We start from the raw sequence: 24,070 nt of genomic DNA, 5'->3' as shown, positions 1-24,070 counted from the left end.
GCCAACAGACCGAGATGACTCATGCTGGACGAGCTACTTCGCCGGGTAAGCAATCACACCCCTCACACCTTGGAAACTGACGGGCGTTTCCCCGAGGCCGCAGTGCTGGTGCCGATTACCCGCACTGACGAACCTGAGCTGATCCTGACTCTGCGCGCCAGCGGCCTGTCGACCCATGGTGGCGAAGTGGCCTTTCCTGGTGGGCGGCGTGACCCTGAAGACCCGGACCTGATCTTTACCGCCTTGCGCGAAGCCGAAGAAGAAATCGGCCTGCCGCCGGGGCTGGTTGAGGTCATAGGCCCGTTGAGCCCGCTGATTTCCCTGCACGGCATCCGTGTAACGCCCTATGTGGGCGTGATCCCTGACTACGTCGAATACCTGGCCAACGACGCCGAAATCGCCGCAGTCTTCAGTGTGCCCCTGGAGTTTTTCCGACAGGACCCACGCGAACATACCCACCGGATCGATTACCAGGGCCGAAGTTGGTATGTGCCAAGCTACAGATTCGGCGAATACAAGATCTGGGGCCTGACGGCGATCATGATTGTCGAGCTGATCAACCTGCTCTATGACGACGCCAAGATCAGCCTGCACCAGCCGCCCAAGAGTTTTATCAATATCTAAGCCATCGCATGAATGGCAAGCCGTGAGGGAAAACCATGAAATACCGCCTGGGCGATGCCCGCGTCGAGACCCATCCCAACAGTTGGGTCGCACCCAATGCCACGCTGGTGGGCAAGGTCAAGCTGGAGGAGGGCGCCAACGTCTGGTTCAACGCGGTGTTGCGCGGCGATAACGAACTGATCCTGATCGGCAAGAACAGCAACGTGCAGGACGGCAGCGTAATGCACACCGACATGGGCTACCCGCTTACCCTCGGCACCGGCGTGACCATCGGCCATAACGCCATGCTGCACGGCTGCAGCGTCGACGACTACAGCCTGATCGGCATTAACGCGGTGGTTCTCAATGGCGCCAAGATTGGCAAGCACTGCATTATCGGCGCGAACTCGCTGATCGGTGAAGGCAAGGAAATTCCCGATGGCTCGCTGGTCATGGGCTCGCCGGGCAAGGTGGTACGTGAGCTGACCGAGGCGCAGAAACGTATGCTCGAAGCCAGCGCCGCGCACTATGTGCACAATTCGCAGCGCTATGCCCGAGACTTGGTTGAGCAGGAAGAATGAGTGCAGTTGAACGGCCTGTAGCCTCGCCCTGTGTGAATATTTGCGCGTTGGACGAGGACGATATCTGTACCGGCTGCCAGCGCAACGTGGACGAGATTACGCGTTGGGGCCGCATGGATAATGCCGAACGCCGGGTGGTGTTGGGGTTGTGTCATGAGCGGGCGGTGGCGGGTGGGTTGGTGTGGATGACGCCCAAAAGCTCGGGTGCCTGATCGATTGCTATCGGGAGCAAGCCCCCTCCCACACTTGAATGTGTTCACAGATCAAAATGTGGGAGGGGCGGTGCGACGGTTCGACTTGCCCCCGATGAGGCCCTCCCAGACGACATATGTCTAATTGTGAAGTACCCTGTGTCCCTTGTTCACAGGTCATTCATCCATGTTTTTCCTGATCGCCTACATCAGCAGCGTCGTGCTGATCAACTTCGCCTTCTCCACCGCCCCGCACCTGGATGTCATCTGGTCCGCCTGGGGTGGCCTGGTATTTATCCTTCGCGACATGGTGCAAACCCGCTTCGGCCACGGCGCGATCATCGCCATGCTGGCGGCGCTGGTGCTGTCGTATATCACTTCCGACCCGTCCATCGCCCTGGCCAGTGCTACGGCGTTCGCGGTGTCCGAGTGCATCGACTGGCTGGTGTTCAGCATCACCAAACGCCCGCTGCATGATCGCCTGTGGATAAGTTCGGCACTGAGCATTCCCCTCGACACCTTTATTTTCTTCGGCTTGATCGGCGCGCTCACACCGGCGGTGGCGGGCACGGCGCTGGTGTCGAAGTTCGCCGGGGTCACGGTGGTGTGGTTGATCATGGCTTGGCGCCTGCGCAAGCGTGCCATCGCCAACTGAGGCCAATTCTTGCAGTTCATGTAAAATGCCGGCCTTTCTCCCCCATGATCCGCTCCCCTGAGGACCTGAGATGACCCGAATCGGAACTCCATTGTCGCCAACCGCGACCCGCGTTTTGCTGTGTGGCTGCGGTGAGCTGGGCAAGGAAGTGGTAATCGAGCTGCAACGCCTGGGCGTTGAAGTGATTGCCGTGGATCGCTACGCCAACGCGCCGGCGATGCAGGTGGCGCACCGTAGCCACGTGATCAACATGCTCGACGGTGCGGCGCTGCGTGCAGTCATCGAGGCGGAGAAGCCGCACTTCATCGTGCCGGAAATCGAAGCCATCGCCACCGCCACTCTGGTGGAACTGGAGGCTGAAGGCTTCACGGTTATCCCGACCGCCCGCGCCACGTCGTTGACCATGAACCGTGAGGGCATCCGTCGCCTGGCCGCCGAAGAACTGGATCTGCCGACCTCGCCGTACCACTTCGCCGACACCTTCGAAGACTACAGCAAGGCCGTCCAGGACCTGGGCTTCCCCTGCGTGGTCAAGCCGGTGATGAGTTCGTCGGGCAAGGGCCAGAGCCTGTTGCGCAGCACTGATGACGTGCAGAAAGCCTGGGATTACGCCCAGGAAGGCGGGCGTGCCGGTAAGGGTCGAGTCATCATCGAAGGCTTTATCGATTTCGACTACGAAATCACTCTGCTGACCGTGCGCCACATTGGCGGCACCACCTTCTGCGCGCCGGTTGGCCATCGTCAGGAGAAGGGCGACTATCAGGAGTCCTGGCAGCCACAGGCCATGAGCCCGATCGCCCTGGCCGAATCCGAGCGCGTTGCCAAGGCGGTAACCGAAGCCCTGGGCGGCCGTGGTCTGTTTGGTGTGGAGTTGTTCATCAAGGGCGATCAGGTGTGGTTCAGCGAAGTGTCGCCGCGCCCACATGACACCGGTTTGGTCACACTGATTTCTCAGGACCTGTCGCAGTTCGCGCTGCACGCTCGCGCCATCCTGGGCTTGCCGATCCCGTTGATCCGTCAGTTCGGGCCTTCGGCATCGGCGGTGATCCTGGTGGAAGGGCAGTCGACCCAGACGGCGTTTGCCAACCTCGGCGTTGCATTGAGCGAGCCGGACACGGCGTTGCGTCTGTTTGGCAAGCCAGAGGTCAACGGCCAGCGCCGCATGGGTGTGGCGTTGGCGCGGGATGAGTCGATTGAAGCGGCTCGTGCCAAGGCGACCCGGGCCTCCCAAGCGGTTGTTGTAGAGCTCTAAAAGCATCGGGAGCAAGCCCCCTCCCACATTTAACCGTGTATAACCTTTGGAATGCGGTCGAATGTGGGAGGGGGCTTGCTCCCGATAGCGGTTTATCAGGCGACCTTGTTCAAATCATTATCCCGCGTCTCTTTCAGGCACAGCACCGCAATCAAACTCAGCAACGCTGCCGCCGACACATACCCACCGACATAACTGAGCCCACCCATCGCCACCAGCTTGGTCGCGAAGAACGGTGCTGCAGACGCCCCGACAATCCCACCCAGGTTATACGCCGCCGAAGCACCGGTATAACGCACACGCGTCGGGAACAACTCCGGCAGCAGGGCACCCATCGGTGCGAAGGTCACGCCCATCAAGAACAGCTCCAACGCCAGGAACAGCGCCACGGCCCAGGTCGAGCCGTGGGTCAGTAGCGGCTCCATGGTAAAGCCCGAGAGAATCGCCAGGATCGCCCCAACGATCAGCACCGGCTTACGCCCATAACGATCACTGGCCAGCGCTGCCAGCGGCGTCGCCAAGCCCATGAACAGCACGGCAAAGCACAGTAAGCCGAGGAACGTCTCGCGGCTGTAGCCCAGTGTGGAAACGCCATAGCTCAGGGAAAACGCCGTGGTGATGTAGAACAGCGCGTAGCACACCACCATCGACGCAGCGCCCAGCAGCACCGGCAGCCAATGCTGGCTGAACAGTTCCACCAGTGGCACCTTCACCGGTGCTTCTTTGGCTACGGAGTTGGCGAACACTGGGGTTTCATGCAGCTTCAGGCGTGCATACAGACCCACCATCACCAGTGCGGCGCTGAGAATGAACGGAATACGCCAGCCCCAGCTACGGAACTGCTCGTCATTCAGGCTCATGGCCAGGATCAGGAATAAACCGTTGGCCGCCAGAAAGCCAATCGATGGGCCCAATTGCGGAAACATGCCAAACCAGGCGCGCTTGCCCTTGGGCGCGTTCTCGGTCGCCAGCAATGCCGCGCCGCCCCATTCCCCGCCAAGGCCCAGGCCCTGGCCGAAGCGTAATACGCACAACAGAATCGGTGCCCAGGCGCCGATGCTGTCATAGCCGGGCAGCAAGCCGATCAAGGTGGTGCACACACCCATCAACAGCAGCGAGGCTACCAGGGTGGATTTGCGCCCGATACGGTCGCCGAAATGGCCGAACAGCGCCGAGCCCAGCGGACGGGCGATAAAGGCGATGCCAAAGGTCAGGAACGAGGCCAGCATCTGCGCCGTACCGGAGCTCTGGGGAAAGAACACCGGGCCGATGACCAGCGCAGCAGCCGTGGCGTAGATATAGAAGTCGTAGAACTCGATTGCGGTGCCGACGATGCTCGCCGTGGCGACGCGGGCGGTCGAATTGGTCGGGGCGGCGGTCGCAGCCTCTTGGTAGGTGGTGCTCATGGCAGTATCCCTGACGGTCATTGCGCGTTTGGACGCGGATTATTATTGGTCGAACACCCATGGATCAGGGCTGTGCGCGGGGCGGCTCGGGATGGGAGCAAACACCGGTCGGACATGATATAGCGGTGCCTGGACACGCTGAGTGCGGGTAGCACGCGGTCGGGCGGGGCTTGGGTAAGCCGGATGGATTATAGGAAGGGGGCTAAGGATCCAACAAGGGGCTGGTGAGGATCTATAGCCTGGAACTGGATCAATGTGGGAGCTGGCTTGCCTGCGATAGCATCACCTCGGTTCAACTGAAGGACCGAGTCGCCTGCATCGCAGGCAAGCCAGCTCCCACATTGACCGGGTTGAGCCTGCTGAGGTCAGGCGGCCACGGGCACATGGCTGGTATGCCAGATCAACACCTTGCTCACCCGGTTGTCCTCGGTTTCGAGGATTTCCAGGCGATAGCGGCCGATCTTCAGGCACACCGCGCAATGGGGGATGGTTTCCAGCGCTTCGGTCACCAGGCCGTTGAGGGTCTTGGGGCCGTCGCTGGGCAGGTGCCAGCCCAGGCTTTTGTTCAGTTCGCGGATCGAAGCGGCGCCGTCAATGATGTAGCGGCCATCGGGCTGGGCCTCGATGTGGGGGTTATCCACAGCCTGATCGCTTTCGAACTCGCCGACGATTTCTTCCAGGATATCTTCCAGGGTAACGATGCCCAGCACTTCGCCGTATTCGTCCACCACCATGCCCAGGCGCCGTTGCTGCTTGTGAAAATTCAGCAGTTGCAGCTGCAACGGAGTGCTTTCCGGAACGAAATAGGGTTCGTGACAGGCAGCGAGCAGCGCCTCTTTGGTCAGGCTGGCGTCGGGGAGCAGGTGCTGGACCTGGCGCGTGTTGAGCACCGCTTCGACCTGGTTGATATCACTGTGGAACACCGGCAGGCGCGTGCGTTGGGAACTGCGCAGCTGCTCGATGATCTCGTCGATCGAGTCATCCAGGTTGATGCCGTCCACTTCACTGCGGGGCACCAGGATGTCGTTGACGGTGATGTTATCCAGCGCGTGGATGCCGGGCATACCGGGCGCGCGGTCCTCGTCGGCCTCAGGCGGGGCTTGGTCGTCATGGTCCGGCAGCGGCTCATCGCTGTTTTTCACCACACCGGACTTGCGCGCGAACGGGCGCAGCAGCAACAGGCTGATGCCGTTGAGCAGCCAGGCCAGCGGGTAGAGCATTTTCAGCGGCACGCCCAGCAGGGCGTTACCGAAACCCAACACCGCTTGCGGATGGCGGGTGGCCAGGATGCGAGGCAGGTAGTCGGCGAGAATCAGCAGCAGTGCACAAGAGATCAGCCAACCCAGCCATGGGCCGTTCTGCGCCCAGGCATAGATTGCCAGCAGCGTGCAAAGGATCACCACGGCGGCGCGGCACAGGCTGTTGCACAGAATCAGGCTATGGCGCGGGAAGCTCAGGCGTGCGGCAGCCTTATCGCCCTGGCGGGTGCCGGGGCGCAGGGCCAACAGATGCTGTTGTGCTGCTTCGATGGCGGTAAACAGCGCCGCCCATAAAATCAGCAAGGCAATGACGGCGAGCATCGGCTCCAAAGGCAAGTTATCCATGATCGCTGCCCGTCAGATATGCAGGATGTATTCGCGAACCAGCTTGCTGCCGAAATAGGCCAGCATCAGCAGGCAGAACCCGGCCAGGGTCCAGCGTATTGCCTTGTGCCCACGCCAGCCGAGGCGGTTGCGGCCCCACAGCAGCACGCTGAACACCACCCAGGCCAGGCACGCCAGCAGGGTCTTGTGCACCAGGTGCTGGGCGAACAGGTTCTCGACGAACAGCCAGCCGGAAATCAGCGACAGCGACAGCAGGGTCCAGCCGGCCCACAGGAACCCGAACAGCAGGCTTTCCATGGTTTGCAGCGGCGGGAAGTTCTTGATCAGCCCTGAGGGGTGCTTGTGCTTGAGCTGGTGATCCTGCAGCAACAGGAGCAGGGCCTGGAACACCGCAATGGTGAACATGCCGTAGGCGAGGATCGACAACAGGATATGGGCAAGGATACCCGGCTCTTCGTCAATCACCTGTACGGTACCGGTGGGCGTGAACTGCGCCAGCAATACCGTCAGCACACCCAAGGGGTATAGCAGCACCAGCAGGTTCTCGACCGGAATGCGGTAGCAGGCCAGCAACGTCAGTGCGATGACGGCCGCGGCGATCAGGCTGGCGGCGCTGAAAAAGTCCAGGCCCAGGCCCACCGGCGTCATCAGGTGAGTGAACAGGCTGGCGGCATGGGCCAGCAGGGCCAGCACGCCAAGGCCGACGAGCAGACGTTTGTCCGCTTTGGCGCCTTGGGCCAGACGAGTGCCCTGATAGAGAGTCGCAGCGGCATACAGAATGGCGGCGGCGAGGCTGGGTAGCAAACTGGGTGACAAGGGGAGCATAAATCCTGGTAGGCAAGCCCGAAAGGCGTTGAGTTTGGCACACACCTGCGTTGCAAGAAAGACTCCCGGGCCAGACAGCGGGTGTGCATGGGCGCAGTCTTCGCTATAATCCGCGACCTGCCCACGCCGCAGGCTCGGCGAGCGCTGTTTTTAATAGCGATTGACCACAGCCTGGGCCGCCATTACCTCGGTCTACCTGCATTTCGATGAGTAGGGCCTGAAAGGATCGCGCATGTTTGAAAACTTGACTGACCGTCTCTCGCAGACGCTGCGCCACGTTACCGGCAAGGCCAAGCTGACCGAGGACAATATTAAAGACACCCTGCGTGAAGTGCGCATGGCGTTGCTGGAAGCCGACGTGGCCTTGCCGGTGGTGAAGGATTTCGTCAACTCGGTCAAAGAGCGCGCGGTCGGCACCGAAGTGTCCCGCAGCCTGACCCCGGGCCAGGCCTTCGTGAAGGTCGTCCAGGCCGAACTCGAAAGCCTGATGGGCGCGGCCAACGAAGACTTGAACCTCAGCGCCGTGCCGCCAGCCGTCGTATTGATGGCCGGTCTGCAAGGTGCGGGTAAGACCACCACCGCCGGCAAGTTGGCGCGCTTCCTTAAAGAGCGCAAGAAGAAATCCGTGATGGTGGTGTCGGCCGACGTGTACCGTCCGGCGGCCATCAAGCAGTTGGAAATGCTCGCGGGCGAAGTGGGTGTGACCTTCTTCCCGTCCGATCTGAGCCAGAAGCCGGTCGACATTGCCAACGCGGCTATTAAAGAAGCCAAGCTCAAGTTCATAGACGTGGTCATCGTCGATACCGCCGGTCGCCTGCACATCGACGAAGAGATGATGGGCGAGATCAAGGCGCTGCATGCCGCGATCAACCCGGTCGAAACCTTGTTCGTGGTCGATGCCATGACCGGCCAGGATGCGGCCAACACCGCCAAGGCCTTTGGTGATGCGCTGCCGCTGACCGGCGTGATCCTTACCAAGGTCGACGGCGACGCACGCGGCGGTGCCGCGCTGTCGGTACGTGCCATTACTGGCAAGCCGATCAAGTTCATCGGTATGGGCGAGAAGAGCGACGCGCTCGAGCCGTTCCACCCTGAGCGTATCGCCTCGCGTATCCTCGGCATGGGTGACGTGCTCAGCCTGATCGAACAGGCCGAAGCCACGCTCGACAAGGACAAGGCCGACAAGCTGGCCAAGAAGCTGAAGAAGGGCAAGGGCTTCGACCTCGAAGACTTCCGTGACCAGTTGCAACAGATGAAGAACATGGGCGGCCTCGGCGGCCTGATGGACAAGCTCCCCAACATCGGCGGTGTGAACCTGGCGCAAATGGGCAATGCCCAGGGCGCGGCAGAGAAGCAGTTCAAGCAGATGGAAGCCATCATCAACTCCATGACCCCGGCCGAGCGCCGCGACCCTGAGCTGATCAGCGGTTCGCGCAAACGCCGGATCGCCATGGGTTCCGGCACCCAGGTGCAGGACATCGGTCGCTTGATCAAGCAGCACAAGCAGATGCAGAAGATGATGAAGAAATTCTCCGCCAAAGGCGGGATGGCCAAGATGATGCGCGGCATGGGCGGTATGTTGCCCGGCGGCGGCATGCCGAAAATGTAAAGTATTCGAGCGGGAGCCCAGCTCCTGCTCCGACCCACAGGGATGTGGGATCTCCAGCAAACCCGCCGTTGGCGGGGGCTGACTCGCCGTTTTAACCGACGGCTCTATAGCAGATCTGAATGGCACGCTGATAGGCGCCAGAAAAAGACATTTGCAAAAGTCCGGATATTCCTTAGAATATGCGGCCTTTCGGGCACCTATGCCCGCTGTGCATTTAGATTTGCAGCACCGACTACAGGAACGATGTTCACATGCTAACAATCCGTCTTGCCCTTGGCGGCTCCAAAAAGCGCCCGTTTTACCACTTGACCGTAACCGACAGCCGCAACCCGCGTGACGGTTCGCACAAGGAACAGGTTGGTTTCTTCAACCCTGTTGCTCGTGGTCAAGAAGTTCGTCTGTCCGTGAACCAAGAGCGCGTAGCCTACTGGCTGAGCGTTGGCGCACAGCCATCCGAGCGCGTTGCAAAACTGTTGAAGGACTCGGCTAAGGCCGCAGCCTGAGCAATATGAACGCGACGCCAGCTGTTGCTGATGATTTGATCGTTATCGGCAAGATTTATTCTGTTCATGGCGTTCGCGGCGAAGTGAAGGTGTATTCCTTTACTGATCCGACTGAAAACCTGTTGCAGTACAAAACCTGGACGCTCAAGCGCGAAGGGAGTGTGAAACAGGTCGAGCTGGTCAGTGGACGCGGGAGCGACAAGTTCCTGGTCGCAAAGCTCAAGGGTCTTGATGATCGTGAAGAAGCTCGTCTTCTGGCCGGTTACGAGATCTGCGTGCCGCGCAACCTGTTCCCTGAATTGACCGACGGCGAGTACTACTGGTACCAGCTGGAAGGTCTGAAGGTTATTGATCAACTCGGGCAATTGCTGGGGAAAATCGATCATCTTCTGGAAACCGGCGCCAATGATGTAATGGTGGTCAAGCCTTGCGCTGGCAGCCTGGATGATCGCGAACGCCTGTTGCCCTATACCGAGCAATGCGTGTTGGCCGTCGACCTGGCAGTGGGCGAGATGAAGGTGGAATGGGACGCGGACTTCTAAGCGTGGCTAATTTGCGCATTGAAGTGATCAGTTTGTTTCCCGAGATGTTTTCCGCCATCAGCGAGTACGGCATCACCAGTCGGGCGGTGAAACAGGGGCTGTTGCAGCTCACCTGTTGGAACCCGCGAGACTACACGACGGATCGACATCACACTGTGGACGATCGCCCATTTGGCGGTGGCCCGGGCATGGTGATGAAGATCAAGCCCCTGGAAGATGCATTGGTTCAGGCCAAGGCAGCCGCCGGGGAGAAGGCGAAGGTAATTTACCTGTCCCCTCAAGGCCGTCAGCTGAAACAGGCGGCGGTACGCGAACTGGCGAATGAGGAAAGTTTGATCCTGATTGCCGGTCGCTATGAAGGCATTGACGAGCGTTTTATTGAAGCTCATGTCGATGAAGAGTGGTCGATTGGGGACTATGTATTGTCTGGCGGCGAGCTGCCGGCAATGGTCCTGATAGATGCGGTTACACGACTGCTGCCTGGAGCTTTAGGGCATGTGGACTCTGCGGAGGAGGATTCCTTCACGGATGGTTTGCTGGATTGCCCGCACTACACCCGACCGGAGGTGTATGCGGATCAGCGTGTTCCCGACGTATTGCTAAGTGGCAATCACGCACACATCCGGCGTTGGCGTTTACAGCAGTCCCTTGGTCGGACCTATGAACGACGCGCCGATCTTCTGGAAAGCCGCTCGCTTTCTGGAGAAGAGAAGAAGCTGCTCGAGGAATACATCCTCGCGCGGGACGATAGTTAACAACGTATCGATGGTAGGTCCATTGACTTACCTTAGGAGCACAGCATGACTAACAAAATCATCCTTGCACTCGAAGCAGAGCAGATGACCAAAGAGATCCCTACCTTTGCCCCGGGCGACACCATTGTCGTTCAGGTGAAAGTGAAGGAAGGCGACCGTTCGCGTCTGCAAGCGTTCGAAGGCGTGGTAATCGCCAAGCGTAACCGTGGTGTGAACAGTGCTTTCACTGTTCGTAAAATCTCCAACGGTGTTGGCGTAGAGCGTACTTTCCAGACCTACAGCCCGCAAATCGACAGCATGGCCGTCAAGCGTCGCGGTGACGTACGTAAAGCCAAGCTGTACTACCTGCGTGACCTGTCCGGTAAAGCAGCTCGCATCAAGGAAAAACTGGCTTAAGTCCAGCTTCCCGATGCAGAAAAAAGCAGCCTACGGGCTGCTTTTTTGTGTCTGAAATTTGTCCATTTGCCGGTATTGACCATGACCACCCGTCTCGAAGAAATCCAGCGCCGCACCGACCTGTCCGTCACCCGCGTGACCAAGGCCGTGTTCCCGCCGACCACCAACCACCACAACACCCTGTTCGGCGGCACCGCCTTGGCATGGATGGACGAAGTGTCGTTCATCGCCGCCACGCGCTTCTGTCGCTTGCCTTTGGTGACGGTCTCCACCGACCGTATCGACTTCAATCACGCAATCCCGGCCGGCTCCATCGTTGAGCTGATCGGCCGGGTGATCAAAGTCGGCAACACCAGCCTCAAGGTTGAAGTGGAAGTGTTTGTCGAGAGCATGAGCGCTGATGGCCGTGAAAAGGCGATCCAGGGCGTGTTCAGCTTTGTCGCGATTGACGCGGACAAACGCCCTGTACCGGTATTGCCTGGGTTTGCCGACTGATTACGTGGCGCTGCCGTTCTCCGGTTGAATCACCGCCAGCAGGGTCCAGCCGGCCACGGGCTTCAAGCTGCTCTCGGGCGTGACCACATGCACCCAGCCGCTGGTGTCCCGGGCAAACAGCAAGGTGGCGCGCTCCCCGTGCAACGCCTGGTACTGCTCCCAGCCGAAGCCGTCGGTGAGGTTGGTGCTATACAGTTCGGCGCCCTGGCCCAACAGGCTGGCCAGTTTGGTATAGCTCAGGGGTTGGCTGCCCAGCAGGTGGCCGCGGTGTTCGTGGCTGGCCTTGTGTTTGTCGGTGCGACGGCTTTCCTGGCTGCTGGCCAGGGCGAACAGGCGATGGCCGAAATCATGGCGAAAACGCATGGTCGCCAAGGCGTTCAGCTCGCCGGACGGGGAGAGCGCGAGCAAATGCCCCAGGCCGACCAGATCCAGATGGGACTCGGCATGTTGGGAGGCGGGGTTGCCGAAGTAGGTCGGCAGGCCCTCCATGCGACTGGCGCGGATATTTTCCCAGCTGGAATCCGTCAGCAACACGCGGCTGCCCAATTGTTGCAACGCCTTGCCGAGTGCCCGCGCCGGGCCGTTCGCGCCGACGATCAGGAAACCGCTGGGCGCAGGCTCGGCGACTTTCAGCAGGCGCGCCAAGGGGCGTGCCGTGGCGCTTTGCAGCACCACGGTGCCGATGATCACCGCGAAGGTCAGCGGCACCAGCAATAACGCGCCTTCATGCCCTGCCTCGTCCAGGCGAATCGCAAAGATCGCCGATACCGCCGCCGCCACAATGCCCCGTGGCGCGATCCAGGCCAGCAGCGCGCGCTCGCGCCAGTTCAGTCCGGAGCCAAAGGTTGAGAGCGCTACGTTCAGTGGGCGTGCAATAAACTGGATGATCACCAGCAGAATCAGCACGAATGGCCCCAGGGCGATCAAGGCATTCAGGTCCAGGCGCGCCGCCAGCAGGATGAACAGCCCGGAAATCAGCAGCACACTGAGGTTTTCCTTGAAGTGCAAGATGTGTCTTACATCCACACCCTTCATGTTCGCCATCCACATCCCCATCAGCGTGACCGCCAGCAGGCCGGACTCATGCATCACCTGGTTGGCGGCGATAAAGATGCCCAGCACACCGGCCAGCGTCGCGAGGTTATGCAGATATTCCGGCAACCACTGCCGGCGCATGATCTGCCCCAGTACCCAGCCGCCGGCGATCCCGAACAAACTGCCGCAGAGGATGACGCCGCCAAAGGTCAGCAGGCTGTGGCTCAAGCCGTCGCCGGAAGCCCGGGCAATGATGAAGCTGTAGACCACCACCGCCAGCAACGCGCCAATCGGGTCGATGACGATGCCTTCCCAGCGCAGGATATTGGCGATGGAGGCTTTGGGGCGCACCACGCGCAGCATCGGCACGATCACGGTTGGCCCGGTCACCAGGGTCAGCGTGCCGAACAGCAGCGCGAGCATCCAGTCAAAGCCCAACAGCCAGTGAGTGGCCAGGGTGATCACTGCCCAGGTCGACAGGGCGCCAACCGTGACCAGGCGATGCACCACGCTGCCGATTTCCTTCCACTCCGAAAGGTGCAGGGTCAGGCTGCCTTCGAACAGGATCAGCGCTACGGCCAGGGACACCAGCGGCATCAGCAGGGGGCCGAACATCTCCTGAGGGTCGAGCCAGCCCAGTACCGGCCCCGCCAAAATACCCGTCAATAACAGAAACAGGATCGCCGGCAGCTTGAGCCGCCAGGCCAGCCATTGGCAGCCCAGCGCCGCCACTCCAATGCCACCAAAGGCCAGCAAAATCTGTTGTTCATTCATTGAAGCTTCCTGTTCCTTGAAGTAGCGGGCTATGAAAGACTAGCGGCCCTTGTCACAGTTCACTAAATAATTCGCACAGCCCCCATGCTGCGCCGCTTTGAGTACCCATGCCCGCCATCGACCACCCTTTGATCGACCGTTTCCTCGACGCCCTCTGGCTGGAAAAAGGCCTCTCGGATAACACGCGTCAGGCCTACCGCAGTGATCTGGCCCTGTTCAATGGCTGGTTGCAGGAAAAAAACCTTGAGCTGATCAACGCCGGGCGCGAGCTGATCCTCGATCACCTGGCCTGGCGCCTGGAGCAGAACTATAAGCCACGCTCTACTGCACGATTCCTTTCCGGCGTGCGTGGCTTTTATCGTTACCTGTTGCGGGAAAAGCTCATCGCGACCGATCCAACTCTACAAGTCGATATGCCGCAATTAGGCAGGCCTCTTCCTAAGTCTTTGTCGGAAGCTGACGTGGAGGCTTTGCTGGCTGCGCCGGATCTCAGCGAAGCCATCGGCCAACGTGATCGCGCCATGCTGGAAGTGCTCTACGCCTGCGGCCTGCGCGTGACCGAACTGATCAGCCTGACGCTGGAGCAGGTCAACCTGCGTCAGGGCGTATTGCGTGTGATGGGCAAGGGCAGCAAGGAGCGGCTGGTGCCCATGGGCGAGGAGGCGATTGTGTGGGTCGAGCGCTACATGCGCGATGCGCGCCACGAATTGCTCGGTGGGCGCCCCAGTGATGTGCTGTTTCCCAGCCTGCGCGGCGAGCAGATGACCCGCCAGACCTTCTGGCACCGCATCAAGCACCAGGCCAAAGTGGCTGGAATCGGCAAGGCCCTGTCGCCTCACACACTGCGCCATGCGTTCGCCACCCATTTGCTCAACCATGGTGCCGATTTGCGTGTGGTACAGATGCTGCTCGGGCACAGCGACTTATCCACAACCCAGATCTACACCCATGTGGCACGCGCACGTTTGCAGGATATGCACGCCAAGCATCACCCGCGCGGATAAAAACGTCAGAAATGGCCCATTTTACTTGTCGCGGTCTGCCCTCCCGCCCAACTGTGGTAGGCTTTGCCGGTTAGCAAAGGGGACGGCACCCGTTGTGTTCCAGATCAGTATTCTGCTCCCGTCCCTGCCTCTGCCTTCAGGAGTTCCCATGCGCTTGACCCAGATTATTGCCGCCGCAGCCATTGCGTTGGTTTCCACCTTTGCTGTCGCCGATGAGGCGGCCGAGCAGACCATTCGCAAGAGCCTGGCCAACCTGGCGCTCGACACCCCGATCGAAAGCATCAGCGCCAGCCCCATGGCCGGCCTGTATGAAGTCAAGCTCAAGGGCAGCCGTGTGCTGTACGCCAGTGCCGATGGGCAGTACATCGTGCAGGGCTACCTGTTCCAGCTCAAGGACGGCAAGCCGGTCAACCTGACCGAGAAGGCCGAGCGCCTGGGCGTGTCAAAGCTGATCAACGGCATCCCGGTGGCTGAAACCGTGGTTTACCCCGCCATCGGCGAAACCAAGACCCACATCACCGTGTTCACCGACACCACCTGCCCGTACTGCCACAAGCTGCACGCCGAGATACCGGCACTGAACAAGCTGGGTGTGGAAGTGCGCTATGTAGCGTTCCCGCGCCAGGGCCTGGGTTCGCCGGGTGACGAGCAGTTGCAAGCCGTATGGTGCTCGGCCGACAAGAAGGCCGCCATGGACAAGATGGTCGACGGCAAGGAAATCAAATCGGCCAAATGCGCCAACCCGGTTTCCAAGCAGTTCGCCCTGGGCCAGTCCATTGGTGTGAACGGTACACCGGCCATCGTTTTGGCCGACGGCCAGGTGATTCCGGGCTACCAGCCGGCGCCGCAAGTTGCCAAACTGGCACTGGGTGCCAAGTAAGCATTAATCGTCGAGCCTTTGACGATCATGACCCGCCGAACTGTCGACGGGTCATTAATTGAGAGCCGCAGTTGTGCGGCTGTTTTCACGGCCGACCTAGCGTCGGCCGTTTCATGGGGAGTTCTTCAGTGAAACCGGTCAAAGTAGGCATCTGTGGGTTAGGGACCGTCGGTGGCGGTACCTTCAACGTACTTCAGCGTAACGCTGAAGAAATTTCCCGCCGCGCAGGTCGCGGGATTGAAGTGGCGCAAATTGCCACGCGTTCGCCAAAGCCTCAGTTCGAAACGACCGGTATTGCGATTACCAACGATGTGTTCGCCGTGGCCACCAACCCTGAGATCGATATCGTCATCGAGCTGGTAGGCGGCTACACCGTGGCCCGCGAGCTGGTGCTCAAGGCCATCGAGCACGGCAAGCACGTGGTCACCGCCAACAAGGCGCTGATCGCCGTGCACGGCAACGAGATCTTCGCCAAGGCTCGCGAGAAGGGCGTGATCGTGGCGTTCGAAGCCGCGGTGGCCGGCGGTATCCCGGTGATCAAGGCGATCCGTGAGGGCCTGTCTGCCAACCGCATCAACTGGGTGGCCGGCATCATCAACGGCACCGGTAACTTCATCCTCACTGAAATGCGCGAGAAGGGCCGTACCTTCGAAGACGTACTGGCCGAAGCCCAGGCCCTGGGCTACGCCGAAGCCGACCCGACCTTCGACGTGGAAGGCATCGACGCGGCACACAAGCTGACCATCCTGGCCTCTATCGCCTTTGGTATCCCGCTGCAATTCGACAAAGCCTACACCGAAGGCATCACCAAGCTGACCACCGCCGACGTGAATTACGCCGAAGCCCTGGGCTACCGCATCAAGCACCTGGGCGTAGCGCGCAGCACCCCGGCCGGTATCGAGTTGCGTGTGCACCCGACGCTGATTCCAGCCGACCGCCTGATCGCCAACGTCAATGGCGTGATGAACGCGGTGATGGTCAACGGTGACGCCGCCGGTTCCACGCTGTTCTACGGCGCCGGTGCCGGCATGGAGCCGACTGCTTCGTCGGTGATCGCCGACCTGGTGGACGTGGTTCGCGCCATGACCAGCGACCCGGAAAACCGCGTGCCGCACCTGGCCTTCCAGCCGGACTCGCTGTCGGCCCACCCGATCCTGCCGATCGAAGCCTGTGAAAGCGCCTACTACCTGCGCATCCAGGCCCAGGACCATCCGGGCGTGCTGGCCCAGGTCGCCAGCATTCTGTCGGAGCGCGGTATCAACATCGAATCGATCATGCAGAAGGAAGTCGAGGAGCAAAACGGCCAGGTGCCGATGATCCTGCTGACCCATCGCGTGCTCGAGCAGCATATCAACGATGCCATCCACGCCCTCGAAGCCCTGCAAGGTGTGGTCGGCCCTGTGGTGCGCATTCGCGTCGAGCACTTGAACTAACCGATTTGTTCCAGGGGCCCCGCACCTTCGGCGGCCTCTGTTCGAGAATGTTTTAGAGGAGCCAGTCATGCGTTACATCAGCACCCGCGGCCAGGCACCGGCCCTGAATTTCGAAGACGTCCTGCTGGCAGGCCTTGCCACCGACGGCGGCCTGTACGTGCCGGAAAACCTGCCACGCTTCACCCAGGAAGAAATCGCTTCCTGGGCCGGCCTGCCGTACTACGAGCTGGCGTTCCGGGTAATGCGCCCGTTCGTCACCGGCAGCATTCCGGATGCGGACTTCAAGAAGATCCTGGAAGAGACGTACGGCGTGTTTGCCCACAGCGCCATCGCGCCTTTGCGCCAGCTGAACGGCAACGAGTGGGTGCTGGAGCTGTTCCACGGCCCGACCCTGGCGTTCAAGGACTTCGCCCTGCAACTGCTGGGGCGCCTGCTGGACTACGTGCTGGAAAAGCGCGGCGAGCGCGTGGTGATCATCGGCGCCACCTCCGGTGACACCGGTTCGGCTGCCATCGAAGGGTGCAAGCACTGCGAAAACGTCGACATCTTCATCCTGCACCCGCACAAGCGCGTGTCGGAGGTGCAACGTCGCCAGATGACCACCATCTTCGGTGAGAACATCCACAACATCGCCATCGAAGGCAACTTCGATGACTGCCAGGAAATGGTCAAGAACAGCTTCGCTGACCAGAGCTTCCTCAAGGGCACACGCCTGGTGGCGGTGAACTCGATCAACTGGGCGCGGATCATGGCCCAGATCGTCTACTACTTCCACGCCTCCCTGCAGCTGGGCGGCCCGGCGCGTTCGGTGTCGTTCTCGGTGCCGACCGGCAACTTCGGCGACATCTTCGCCGGTTATCTGGCACGCAACATGGGCCTGCCGATCAATCAGTTGATCGTTGCTACCAACCGCAATGACATCCTGCACCGCTTTATGAGCGGCAACCAGTACGTCAAGGAAACCCTGCACGCCACACTGTCGCCATCCATGGACATCATGGTGTCGTCTAACTTCGAACGCTTGCTGTTCGACATGCACGGTCGCAATGGCGCGGCGCTGGCCGAGCTGATGAGCAGCTTCAAGCAGGGTGGCGGTTTCAGCGTCGAACAAGAACGCTGGACCGAAACCCGCAAGCTGTTCGACTCCCTGGCCGTGGACGATGCGCAGACGTGCGAAACCATTGCCGAGGTCTATGCCCAGACCGGCGAAGTGCTCGACCCCCACACGGCTATCGGCGTGAAGGCTGCGCGCGAATGCCGCCGTAGCCTGGATATTCCAATGGTGATCCTGGGTACCGCGCACCCGGTCAAATTCCCCGAAGCGGTGGAGAAGGCCGGTGTTGGCAAGGCGCTGGAATTGCCGGAGCACCTGGCCGACCTGTTCGAGCGTGAAGAGCGCTGCACCGTGCTGGCTAACGACCTGAAGGCGGTGCAGGCGTTTGTCAGCCAGCATGGCAATCGTGGCAAGCCGCTCTGATGCCCGCGGTTGATCAGATTACATCCGGCAGTTAGCTTTTTTGCAGTCGGCCAAGCCCGTCCTCGTGACGGGCTTTTTTATTTTGGCGAGCCATACTTGTTCCTTCGCCCAATCAAGGAAGCCAAATCGGTGCAGGTTTTGATTCAATGGACAGTGCGGCTGATGTGCATGCTGTGGCTTACCCAACTACCGGTAAGCCTGGCGGCCGTCAGCCTGCCTTTCAAGCTGGTGCCGGCGTTTATCCCGCTTGAGCCTTTGCCCCTGGCGCCCGCAGAGCAGCAGTGGCTGGCGACGCATCGGACGTTGAAGGTGGGTATTTCCATTGATGACTATCAGCCGATCGATATCACCCGCGACCGCAACCGCTACCAGGGTATCAGTGCCGATTACCTGAGCCTGGTCGGCGCGCGCTTGCAGGTGCCGATGCAGGTGCTGGGCTTTGCCGAGCGGGCCCAGGCGGTCGAGGCGCTGCGCAGTGGAGCCATCGATATCCTGACCAGCGCCAACGGCTATGAGCGCGATGTGCCCGGCTTGCAGTTCACCCAGGACTACATGCCCGATCGGTCAGTGGTGGTGCTGCGTCGCGATGAGCTTCAAGAGGACGACCTGGCGGGCAAGAAAGTCGTATTGCTCGATGGCTACGCCAATGTGCACAACGTGCAGGCGGCCTACCCCGATAGCCACATCATGCTCGCGCCCAACCTCTACAGCGGCCTGGAGGCGCTCAAGCAAGGTGATGCCGATGCGTTTATCGGCAATGAAGTGATTGTGCGGGCCTACAAATCGCTGCGGCCTTACCTGGGGTTGCAGATCAAGGAACAAAGCCGGCTGGCGCCCATCGGCTTTGCTTTCGCCACCCGCCAGGCCGACCCATTGCTGGGGGCGATGATGAACCGCGCCTTGGCGAGCATTGACGAGTCGGTGCAGCGGGAGATCCTGGGCCGCTGGACCACAGGGCTCGGCGTCGGCTTCAGGGGTGAGCGCGTTGAATTGTCGGCCTCGGAGCGCACCTGGCTGTTGCAGCATCCCCATGTCGTGGTGGTGGCGCAGCAGATGTCACCTTACATATTCAAGGACAAGGACGGTCACTGGGTGGGTTTGAATGTCGACCTGCTGCACCGCATTTCGCGCATGACCGGTTTGCAGTTTGTCTTCGAAGAGGTGCACTCCACCGCGCAAACCCTGGAATGGCTGGAAACCGGCAGGGCGCAGATGAACACCACCCTGGCGTCGAATCAGGAGCGCAGGGCGCTGCTCGACTTCAGTCATGGCTTTGGCGGCTCCGGCTGGGTGTTCGTCGAACGCGCCGATGCCACGCCGCTGACTGGGTTGAAGCAGTTGGAAGGCAAGGTCCTGGCGCTGCCGGCGCGCCATGTGCTGGAGAGTTACATCCGCCAGATGCACCCGCAGATCAAGCTGCGCCTGGTGGACAATTACGCCCAGGCCCGCGAACTGGTGCAACGGGGCGAGGCCGCTGCCACGTTGCAGACTGAGGTGGAGGTCCAGAGTTACTCCCAGGAAGGCTTGCGTATTGGCCGCAGTGTCGACGGCAAGTGGTCATCCAATTGCTTGTCGGTACGCAAGGACCAGCCTGAGCTGCTGAGTATCCTGAACAAGGCCCTGGAAGCCTTGCCGGTGGCCGAGTTGAGCGCACTGCGCCTGCGCTGGATCGGCGCTGTGGCGATCCCCCTACCGGCCTGGCAACGGGTGCCGCCCTGGGCGTATTGGATGGTGGCCACGGCGCTGCTGTTTGTGCTGGTATCGCTGGTGTGGAACAGCCGGCTCAAGCGTCAGATTCGCCAGCGGCTGGAGGCCGAGCAGCGGCTCAATGACCAATTGGCGTTCAAACGTGCGTTACTCGACGGCATGCCCAACCCGCTGTTTGTGCGCGACCTGGCCGGGCGGCTGGTGACCTGCAACAAAAGCTATGAACAGCAACTGGCGACCCGGCTTGAGCTGATTCAGGGGCTGACGCTGCTGGAAAGTGGGGTAATGCCCGAGGCCACGGCGGCGCGCCTGCACGCCGGCCATATGGAACAACTGGCCACGCAACAGTCGTTGTTTGTCGATCGCGAGCTGGAGTTCAACGGCGGCAGCTTTCACGTTTACCAGTGGACGGTTCCGTTCTTCGATGCCCAGGGCCGCTTGCAGGGGCTGCTGGGCGGCTGGATCGATATCAACGAACGCAAAGACCTGGAGCACCAACTGATGGATGCCCGCCAGGCTGCCGACGAAGCGAACTACGCCAAAAGTGCATTTCTTTCTGCGCTAAGTCATGAAATTCGCACACCCATGACCGCCATCATCGGTTTGCTCGAGCTGGAGCAGGAACGCTGCCTGGCAAGCGGCCAGCCCGTCTCTGAAGCATTACAGGTGGCCCATCGTTCGGCGCGCGAGCTGATCGCGCTGATGGGCGACAGCCTGGACCTGGCCAAGATCGAGGCCGGTCACCTGCAACTGGTTCCGCAAACCACCGAGTTGAAGGGTTTTTTCGAAGGCATTCAGCGTCTGTTCGAAGCCACGGCGCAAAAAAAGGGCCTGCATTTGACCCTGGCGTTTGATCCGGCGGCCAAGGGCTATTACTGGTTCGATCCGCTGCGTTTACGCCAAGTGATGCACAACCTGCTGGGCAATGCGCTGAAGTTTACCGAGCAGGGCGGGGTGCGGCTCAGCGTCACCTGCCAGCGGGATGAGTCTGATACCGAATACCTGCACCTGTGCGTCGAAGACAGCGGCCCGGGGATCAGCGCCGAACAGCAGCCAAGGTTGTTCAAGCCGTTTACCCAAGTGAGCGCATTGACCGCGGCGGAACATGGCGGCACCGGGCTGGGCCTGAGTATCTGCAAGCAATTGGTGGAGTTGATGGGCGGTCGCATTCATTTGGCAAGCGTGGTGGGTGAGGGCACCGAGGTGTGCATCGACCTGCGCCTTGATCGGGTCAGCACCGACGATGTGCCGGCCACGCCAGCGCCAGCGTTGCCCCCAGCGGGGCGTAGCCTGTCGGTGCTGGTGGTGGATGATTTGGCGGCCAACCGCTTGGTGCTGGCGCAGCAGTTACAGTTCCTGGGGCATCAGGTGATCGCCCTGGATTCGGCCGAGGCCGCTTTGCAGCGATGGCGCGAGCAGCGTTTCGACGTGCTGGTGACCGATTGCCAGATGCCGGGTATGTCTGGCTATGCCTTGAGCGAGGCGGTCCGGCGTATCGAAACCGAAGAACAACGGCCCCGTTGTGCGTTGATCGGTTGCACGGCGAACGCGATGAAAGATGAACAAAGACGCTGTGAGGACGCGGGTATGGATGAGCTGCTGGTCAAGCCGGTGACTCTGGAGGATTGGACGCGCGTGCTGGCGCGGGTGGCGCCGCAGCGTTCGTTTGATATCCAGGCCCTGCGTACCATGACCCAGGCTGACGGGCCTGTGCTGCATAGCATGTTGCAAGAACTGGCAAAAAGCCTGGACCACGAGCATGAGGTATTGGCCAGCGCATTGGCCGAGCGTGATGTGGCGCGCTTGAATGCGGCGCTGCATCGGCTCAAGGGTATTTGTTCGCTGGTGGATGCGCTGCCGTTGGCCAAGGCTTGTGTGGTGCTTGAGCAATGCGCGCGGGAGCAGCGTGGGGCTGAGCTTGAGGAGCCGTGGTTGAGGTTGTCTGAGGTGTTGAAGGTGTTTCGTCGCGATCTGCAGCCTTATCTGGACTGATAGCTGACGCGATGCAATGTGGGAGGAGATTTGCTCCCGTGACGGCTTGGCAGCAGATGAGTATCTAACTGATGGTATTGGTCCCAAATGTGGGAGGGGGCTTGCCCGGCTCGGTGTGCCCGTAATTCGCCATGGATTTGGGGGGCCGCCGCCACGCGCCATCCATGGCGCGGGGCGGCTAAACCGGCATCCCTGCCGGTTTACCCCCCAAATCCCTGTCGAATTCCGGCCAGCGTGGTTTGACGGGGCGCCTGAGATCAAAAGCAGGTCAAGATCAAGATCGGCTTGCTTCGCATCGTGGTTAGCGGTGGCGTCAACCAAGTTGTGCGCTCCGCTCGACAGCATTTCGGACACGTCCTATGGGACGCTTCGCGTCTTATGGCTACTGTGAAGGACTTTTCCCAGTACCGACTCCATGACCCATGCGCTCTCTCAATGTCCTGATCCTCGAAGACAACCCGTTTCAGCTGATGGCACTGCACCAGATGCTCAATGCCAATGGCGTGTTCAATGTACTGACTGCTGAAGATGTCGAAACGGCTCGCCAGTCCCTGGACAGCAAAGGCCCGGTGGATGTCGCCATCTGCGATCTGTATCTGGAGCAGGGCGATGGGCTGGAGTTGATCCGCGAACTCGCCGAGCGCCGTTTGGCTCAAGTGCTGGTTCTGCTCAGCAATGCTGAGCCCGATGTGCTCGAAGGCGTGGCGAACATGGCCCGGCAATTGGGCCTCAACGTGCTGGCGTGCTTGCCCAAGCCGGCCTCGGCAACGCTGATCGGGCAGGTGTTGGCCGATTGTCAGCGGCACTTGCGCCCAGGGCCAGCGGTGCTGTCCTGGGAGCGTGTGCGCCAGTTGCTGGGGTTGAGCGCGCGGGAACAACTGCCACCGTCGGCGGATGTCAGCCAGGCCACCATCGCGGCCTGCGGCAGGGTCTGGTACCAACCCATCGTCAGCCAGGCCGGGGTGTTGCAAGGGGTGGAGGCGCTGGCGCGTTGGCAGTTACCGCACGCTCAATTGCTGCTGCCCGAAGAGTTCCTGCCGGTGTTGGAGTTTGCCGGCATGGAAGAGGCCTTTACCTGGCATGTGCTGGAACAGGCACTTGGCCTGGCGAACCAGGTCATGGGCGAGACCGGCCAGGTGCTGCCGGTGGCGGTGAACATTCCCGGACGTATGCTTGAGCGCACACACTTCCCACAGATATTGCAGGGGCTGCTGCAACTTCACGGCATACCCGCCCATAGCCTCACCCTGGAGCTGGTGGAAACCTCAACGCTGAAAACCGACAGTGCCCACCTCACTGGCTTGTTGCGCCTGCGGATGCTGGGTTGTCAGTTGTCCATCGGGGATTTCGGCATGGGCGGCACCAGCTTGCAGCATTTGCTGGAATTGCCTTTCACCGAACTGAAAATCCCCCCGGCGTTTGCCTGCGGAATGGCCGATGACGATCGCAAGGCGGCGGTGGTGGCGGGGGCCATGAGCATGGCCGCGCGTCTGGATATCGCCGTGGTCGTCACCGGGGTTGAAAGTGCTGCCGACTACCACGCTGTGGGTGAGCTGGGGGCGGCGTGGTTGCAAGGCTGCTTCATTGCCCGGCCGATGGAGGCAGAGGCGCTCAAGCAATGGATTGCGTTCCAGGCTAGGCCAGCCCGTGTTCCTGCACATAAATAAACAGAGCAGCATCATTGGCCAGCCCCAGTTTGCGCATGGCGCTGACTTTTTGCGCACTGACGGTTTGCTTGCTGCGATGCAGGTGCGTGGCGATCTGGCCCACCGTCATGCCAGTGGCCAACAGGCGAATCACCTCCAGCTCCCGGGGTGACAACTGTTCCTGGGAGTGCAGGCGATCGGCACCGGCTTCTCCGGCCAGGCTCAGCGCCTGGCGAATGGTCTGGGCCACGTAGGTGCGTCGCTGACGGACCTGACGAATCGCCTGCGGCAGTTCATCGGCCAGGCTGGCCTTGCTCAAAAGGCCCATCACGCCCAATGCCAGAATCGAATGAAACAAACCGGCATTGTTGAGCATGGTGACCACCACAATCGGCAGGTCCGGGTAGTGTCGGCGCAGTTGGTCGATCAGGCGCAACCCGTCGGCATGGGGCTCGGCAGGCATCATAAAGTCGGTCACCAGCACATCGCAGGCACAGTCTTGCAGCAACGCATTGAGGGCCTGCGGCGAGTTGGCCTCCCCGACGATGCTGATGTGCGGGTCACGCTCAAGCACGGCGCGCAGGCCAATCAGGAAAATCGGATGATCGTCGGCAATGACGACGCGCAAAGGTGTTTCAGACGCAGCTCTCAAGGCAGGCTCCCAGGTAATCCAGGGATTCTAGCGTGTGAGCCTGTGTTTTTTCT

General features: G+C 60.8%; 22 protein-coding genes. 17 read left to right on the top strand and 5 right to left on the bottom strand.

Annotated features, from left to right (window positions below; translation table 11 throughout):
* The first annotated feature begins 21 nt into the window (after positions 1–21).
* The 5 genes from FW800_RS09300 (at position 22) to purT (ending at position 3,282) form a co-directional block, all read left to right on the top strand.
* Positions 22–624 carry a CoA pyrophosphatase gene (locus tag FW800_RS09300; protein ID WP_078822240.1) on the top strand — a complete coding sequence of 201 codons (603 nt, stop codon included), beginning with the start codon at positions 22–24 and terminating at the stop codon, positions 622–624.
* 35 nt (positions 625–659) lie between these two features.
* Positions 660–1,184, top strand: coding sequence for a gamma carbonic anhydrase family protein (locus tag FW800_RS09295; RefSeq protein ID WP_032879630.1), 525 nt, complete (start codon positions 660–662; stop codon positions 1,182–1,184).
* Positions 1,181–1,396 (top strand): DUF1289 domain-containing protein, encoded by a 216-nt coding sequence (locus tag FW800_RS09290; protein WP_078822238.1) that lies wholly within the window; start codon positions 1,181–1,183, stop codon positions 1,394–1,396. Before FW800_RS09295 ends, FW800_RS09290 begins: the two co-directional genes overlap by 4 nt.
* Positions 1,397–1,562: 166 nt before the next feature.
* Positions 1,563–2,030 carry a preQ0 transporter gene (locus FW800_RS09285; RefSeq protein WP_446437468.1) on the top strand — a complete coding sequence of 156 codons (468 nt, stop codon included), beginning with the start codon at positions 1,563–1,565 and terminating at the stop codon, positions 2,028–2,030.
* Between the two features lie 70 nt (positions 2,031–2,100).
* Positions 2,101–3,282, top strand: a complete 1,182-nt coding sequence (gene purT, locus FW800_RS09280) for a formate-dependent phosphoribosylglycinamide formyltransferase (RefSeq protein ID WP_068967660.1) — start codon at positions 2,101–2,103, stop codon at positions 3,280–3,282.
* Between the two features lie 95 nt (positions 3,283–3,377).
* Here the strand turns inward: purT and FW800_RS09275 are convergent, their stop codons facing one another.
* From FW800_RS09275 to FW800_RS09265, 3 genes are all read right to left on the bottom strand, one after another.
* Positions 3,378–4,688, bottom strand: a complete 1,311-nt coding sequence (locus tag FW800_RS09275) for an MFS transporter (protein WP_005791128.1) — start codon at positions 4,686–4,688, stop codon at positions 3,378–3,380.
* Positions 4,689–5,053: 365 nt separating this feature from the next.
* Positions 5,054–6,292 (bottom strand): transporter associated domain-containing protein, encoded by a 1,239-nt coding sequence (locus FW800_RS09270; protein WP_446437467.1) that lies wholly within the window; start codon positions 6,290–6,292, stop codon positions 5,054–5,056.
* A 12-nt stretch (positions 6,293–6,304) separates the two neighbouring features.
* Positions 6,305–7,117 carry a cytochrome C assembly family protein gene (locus tag FW800_RS09265; RefSeq protein WP_032879633.1) on the bottom strand — a complete coding sequence of 271 codons (813 nt, stop codon included), beginning with the start codon at positions 7,115–7,117 and terminating at the stop codon, positions 6,305–6,307.
* A gap of 232 nt (positions 7,118–7,349) precedes the next feature.
* On the opposite strand from FW800_RS09265, the gene ffh reads away from it, so the two are divergent.
* The 6 genes from ffh to FW800_RS09235 all read left to right on the top strand — a co-directional run bounded on the left by ffh (position 7,350) and on the right by FW800_RS09235 (position 11,417).
* A complete protein-coding gene (gene ffh / locus FW800_RS09260) occupies positions 7,350–8,726 on the top strand; it encodes a signal recognition particle protein (protein ID WP_017139724.1) in 1,377 nt (458 codons plus the stop codon).
* 251 nt (positions 8,727–8,977) lie between these two features.
* A complete protein-coding gene (gene rpsP / locus FW800_RS09255) occupies positions 8,978–9,229 on the top strand; it encodes a 30S ribosomal protein S16 (RefSeq protein WP_003175899.1) in 252 nt (83 codons plus the stop codon).
* 5 nt (positions 9,230–9,234) lie between these two features.
* On the top strand, positions 9,235–9,771 hold the full coding sequence (gene rimM, locus FW800_RS09250; RefSeq protein ID WP_060763572.1) for a ribosome maturation factor RimM: 537 nt from the start codon (positions 9,235–9,237) through the stop codon (positions 9,769–9,771).
* Complete coding sequence (gene trmD / locus FW800_RS09245; RefSeq protein WP_173664496.1) at positions 9,753–10,526, top strand: tRNA (guanosine(37)-N1)-methyltransferase TrmD; 774 nt, start codon at positions 9,753–9,755, stop codon at positions 10,524–10,526. Before rimM ends, trmD begins: the two co-directional genes overlap by 19 nt.
* 45 nt (positions 10,527–10,571) lie before the next feature.
* Complete coding sequence (gene rplS, locus FW800_RS09240; protein ID WP_003175895.1) at positions 10,572–10,922, top strand: 50S ribosomal protein L19; 351 nt, start codon at positions 10,572–10,574, stop codon at positions 10,920–10,922.
* Positions 10,923–11,003: 81 nt separating this feature from the next.
* A complete protein-coding gene (locus FW800_RS09235) occupies positions 11,004–11,417 on the top strand; it encodes an acyl-CoA thioesterase (protein WP_005791095.1) in 414 nt (137 codons plus the stop codon).
* Here FW800_RS09235 and FW800_RS09230 read toward each other — a convergent pair whose 3' ends face one another.
* Entirely contained in the window at positions 11,418–13,226 is a 1,809-nt protein-coding gene (locus FW800_RS09230; protein ID WP_005791092.1) for a cation:proton antiporter, read from the bottom strand.
* Positions 13,227–13,333: 107 nt separating this feature from the next.
* Between FW800_RS09230 and xerD the strand changes: the two genes are divergently transcribed.
* The 6 genes from xerD (at position 13,334) to FW800_RS09200 (ending at position 23,386) form a co-directional block, all read left to right on the top strand.
* A complete protein-coding gene (xerD, locus tag FW800_RS09225) occupies positions 13,334–14,230 on the top strand; it encodes a site-specific tyrosine recombinase XerD (protein ID WP_078822235.1) in 897 nt (298 codons plus the stop codon).
* 148 nt (positions 14,231–14,378) lie between these two features.
* Positions 14,379–15,110: a thioredoxin fold domain-containing protein gene (locus FW800_RS09220; RefSeq protein ID WP_446437466.1), complete on the top strand. Its 732-nt coding sequence runs from the start codon at positions 14,379–14,381 to the stop codon at positions 15,108–15,110.
* A gap of 128 nt (positions 15,111–15,238) precedes the next feature.
* A complete protein-coding gene (locus tag FW800_RS09215; RefSeq protein ID WP_005791086.1) occupies positions 15,239–16,543 on the top strand; it encodes a homoserine dehydrogenase in 1,305 nt (434 codons plus the stop codon).
* 67 nt (positions 16,544–16,610) lie between these two features.
* Positions 16,611–18,020, top strand: coding sequence for a threonine synthase (gene thrC / locus FW800_RS09210; RefSeq protein ID WP_032879637.1), 1,410 nt, complete (start codon positions 16,611–16,613; stop codon positions 18,018–18,020).
* Between the two features lie 129 nt (positions 18,021–18,149).
* The gene (locus FW800_RS09205) at positions 18,150–21,719 is read left to right on the top strand and encodes an ATP-binding protein (RefSeq protein WP_248092557.1); all 3,570 of its coding nucleotides are present in this window, start codon (positions 18,150–18,152) and stop codon (positions 21,717–21,719) included.
* A gap of 422 nt (positions 21,720–22,141) precedes the next feature.
* Positions 22,142–23,386, top strand: a complete 1,245-nt coding sequence (locus FW800_RS09200; RefSeq protein ID WP_032879641.1) for an EAL domain-containing response regulator — start codon at positions 22,142–22,144, stop codon at positions 23,384–23,386.
* Here FW800_RS09200 and FW800_RS09195 read toward each other — a convergent pair.
* Entirely contained in the window at positions 23,355–24,017 is a 663-nt protein-coding gene (locus tag FW800_RS09195) for a response regulator (RefSeq protein ID WP_446437465.1), read from the bottom strand. The two genes, FW800_RS09200 and FW800_RS09195, sit on opposite strands and share 32 nt — an antisense overlap.
* Positions 24,018–24,070: the final 53 nt, after the last annotated feature.

The organism is Pseudomonas sp. 910_23, assembly GCF_052850795.1.
Note: the sequence above shows the minus strand (reverse complement) of the source record. Positions and strands in the feature narration are given on the sequence as shown.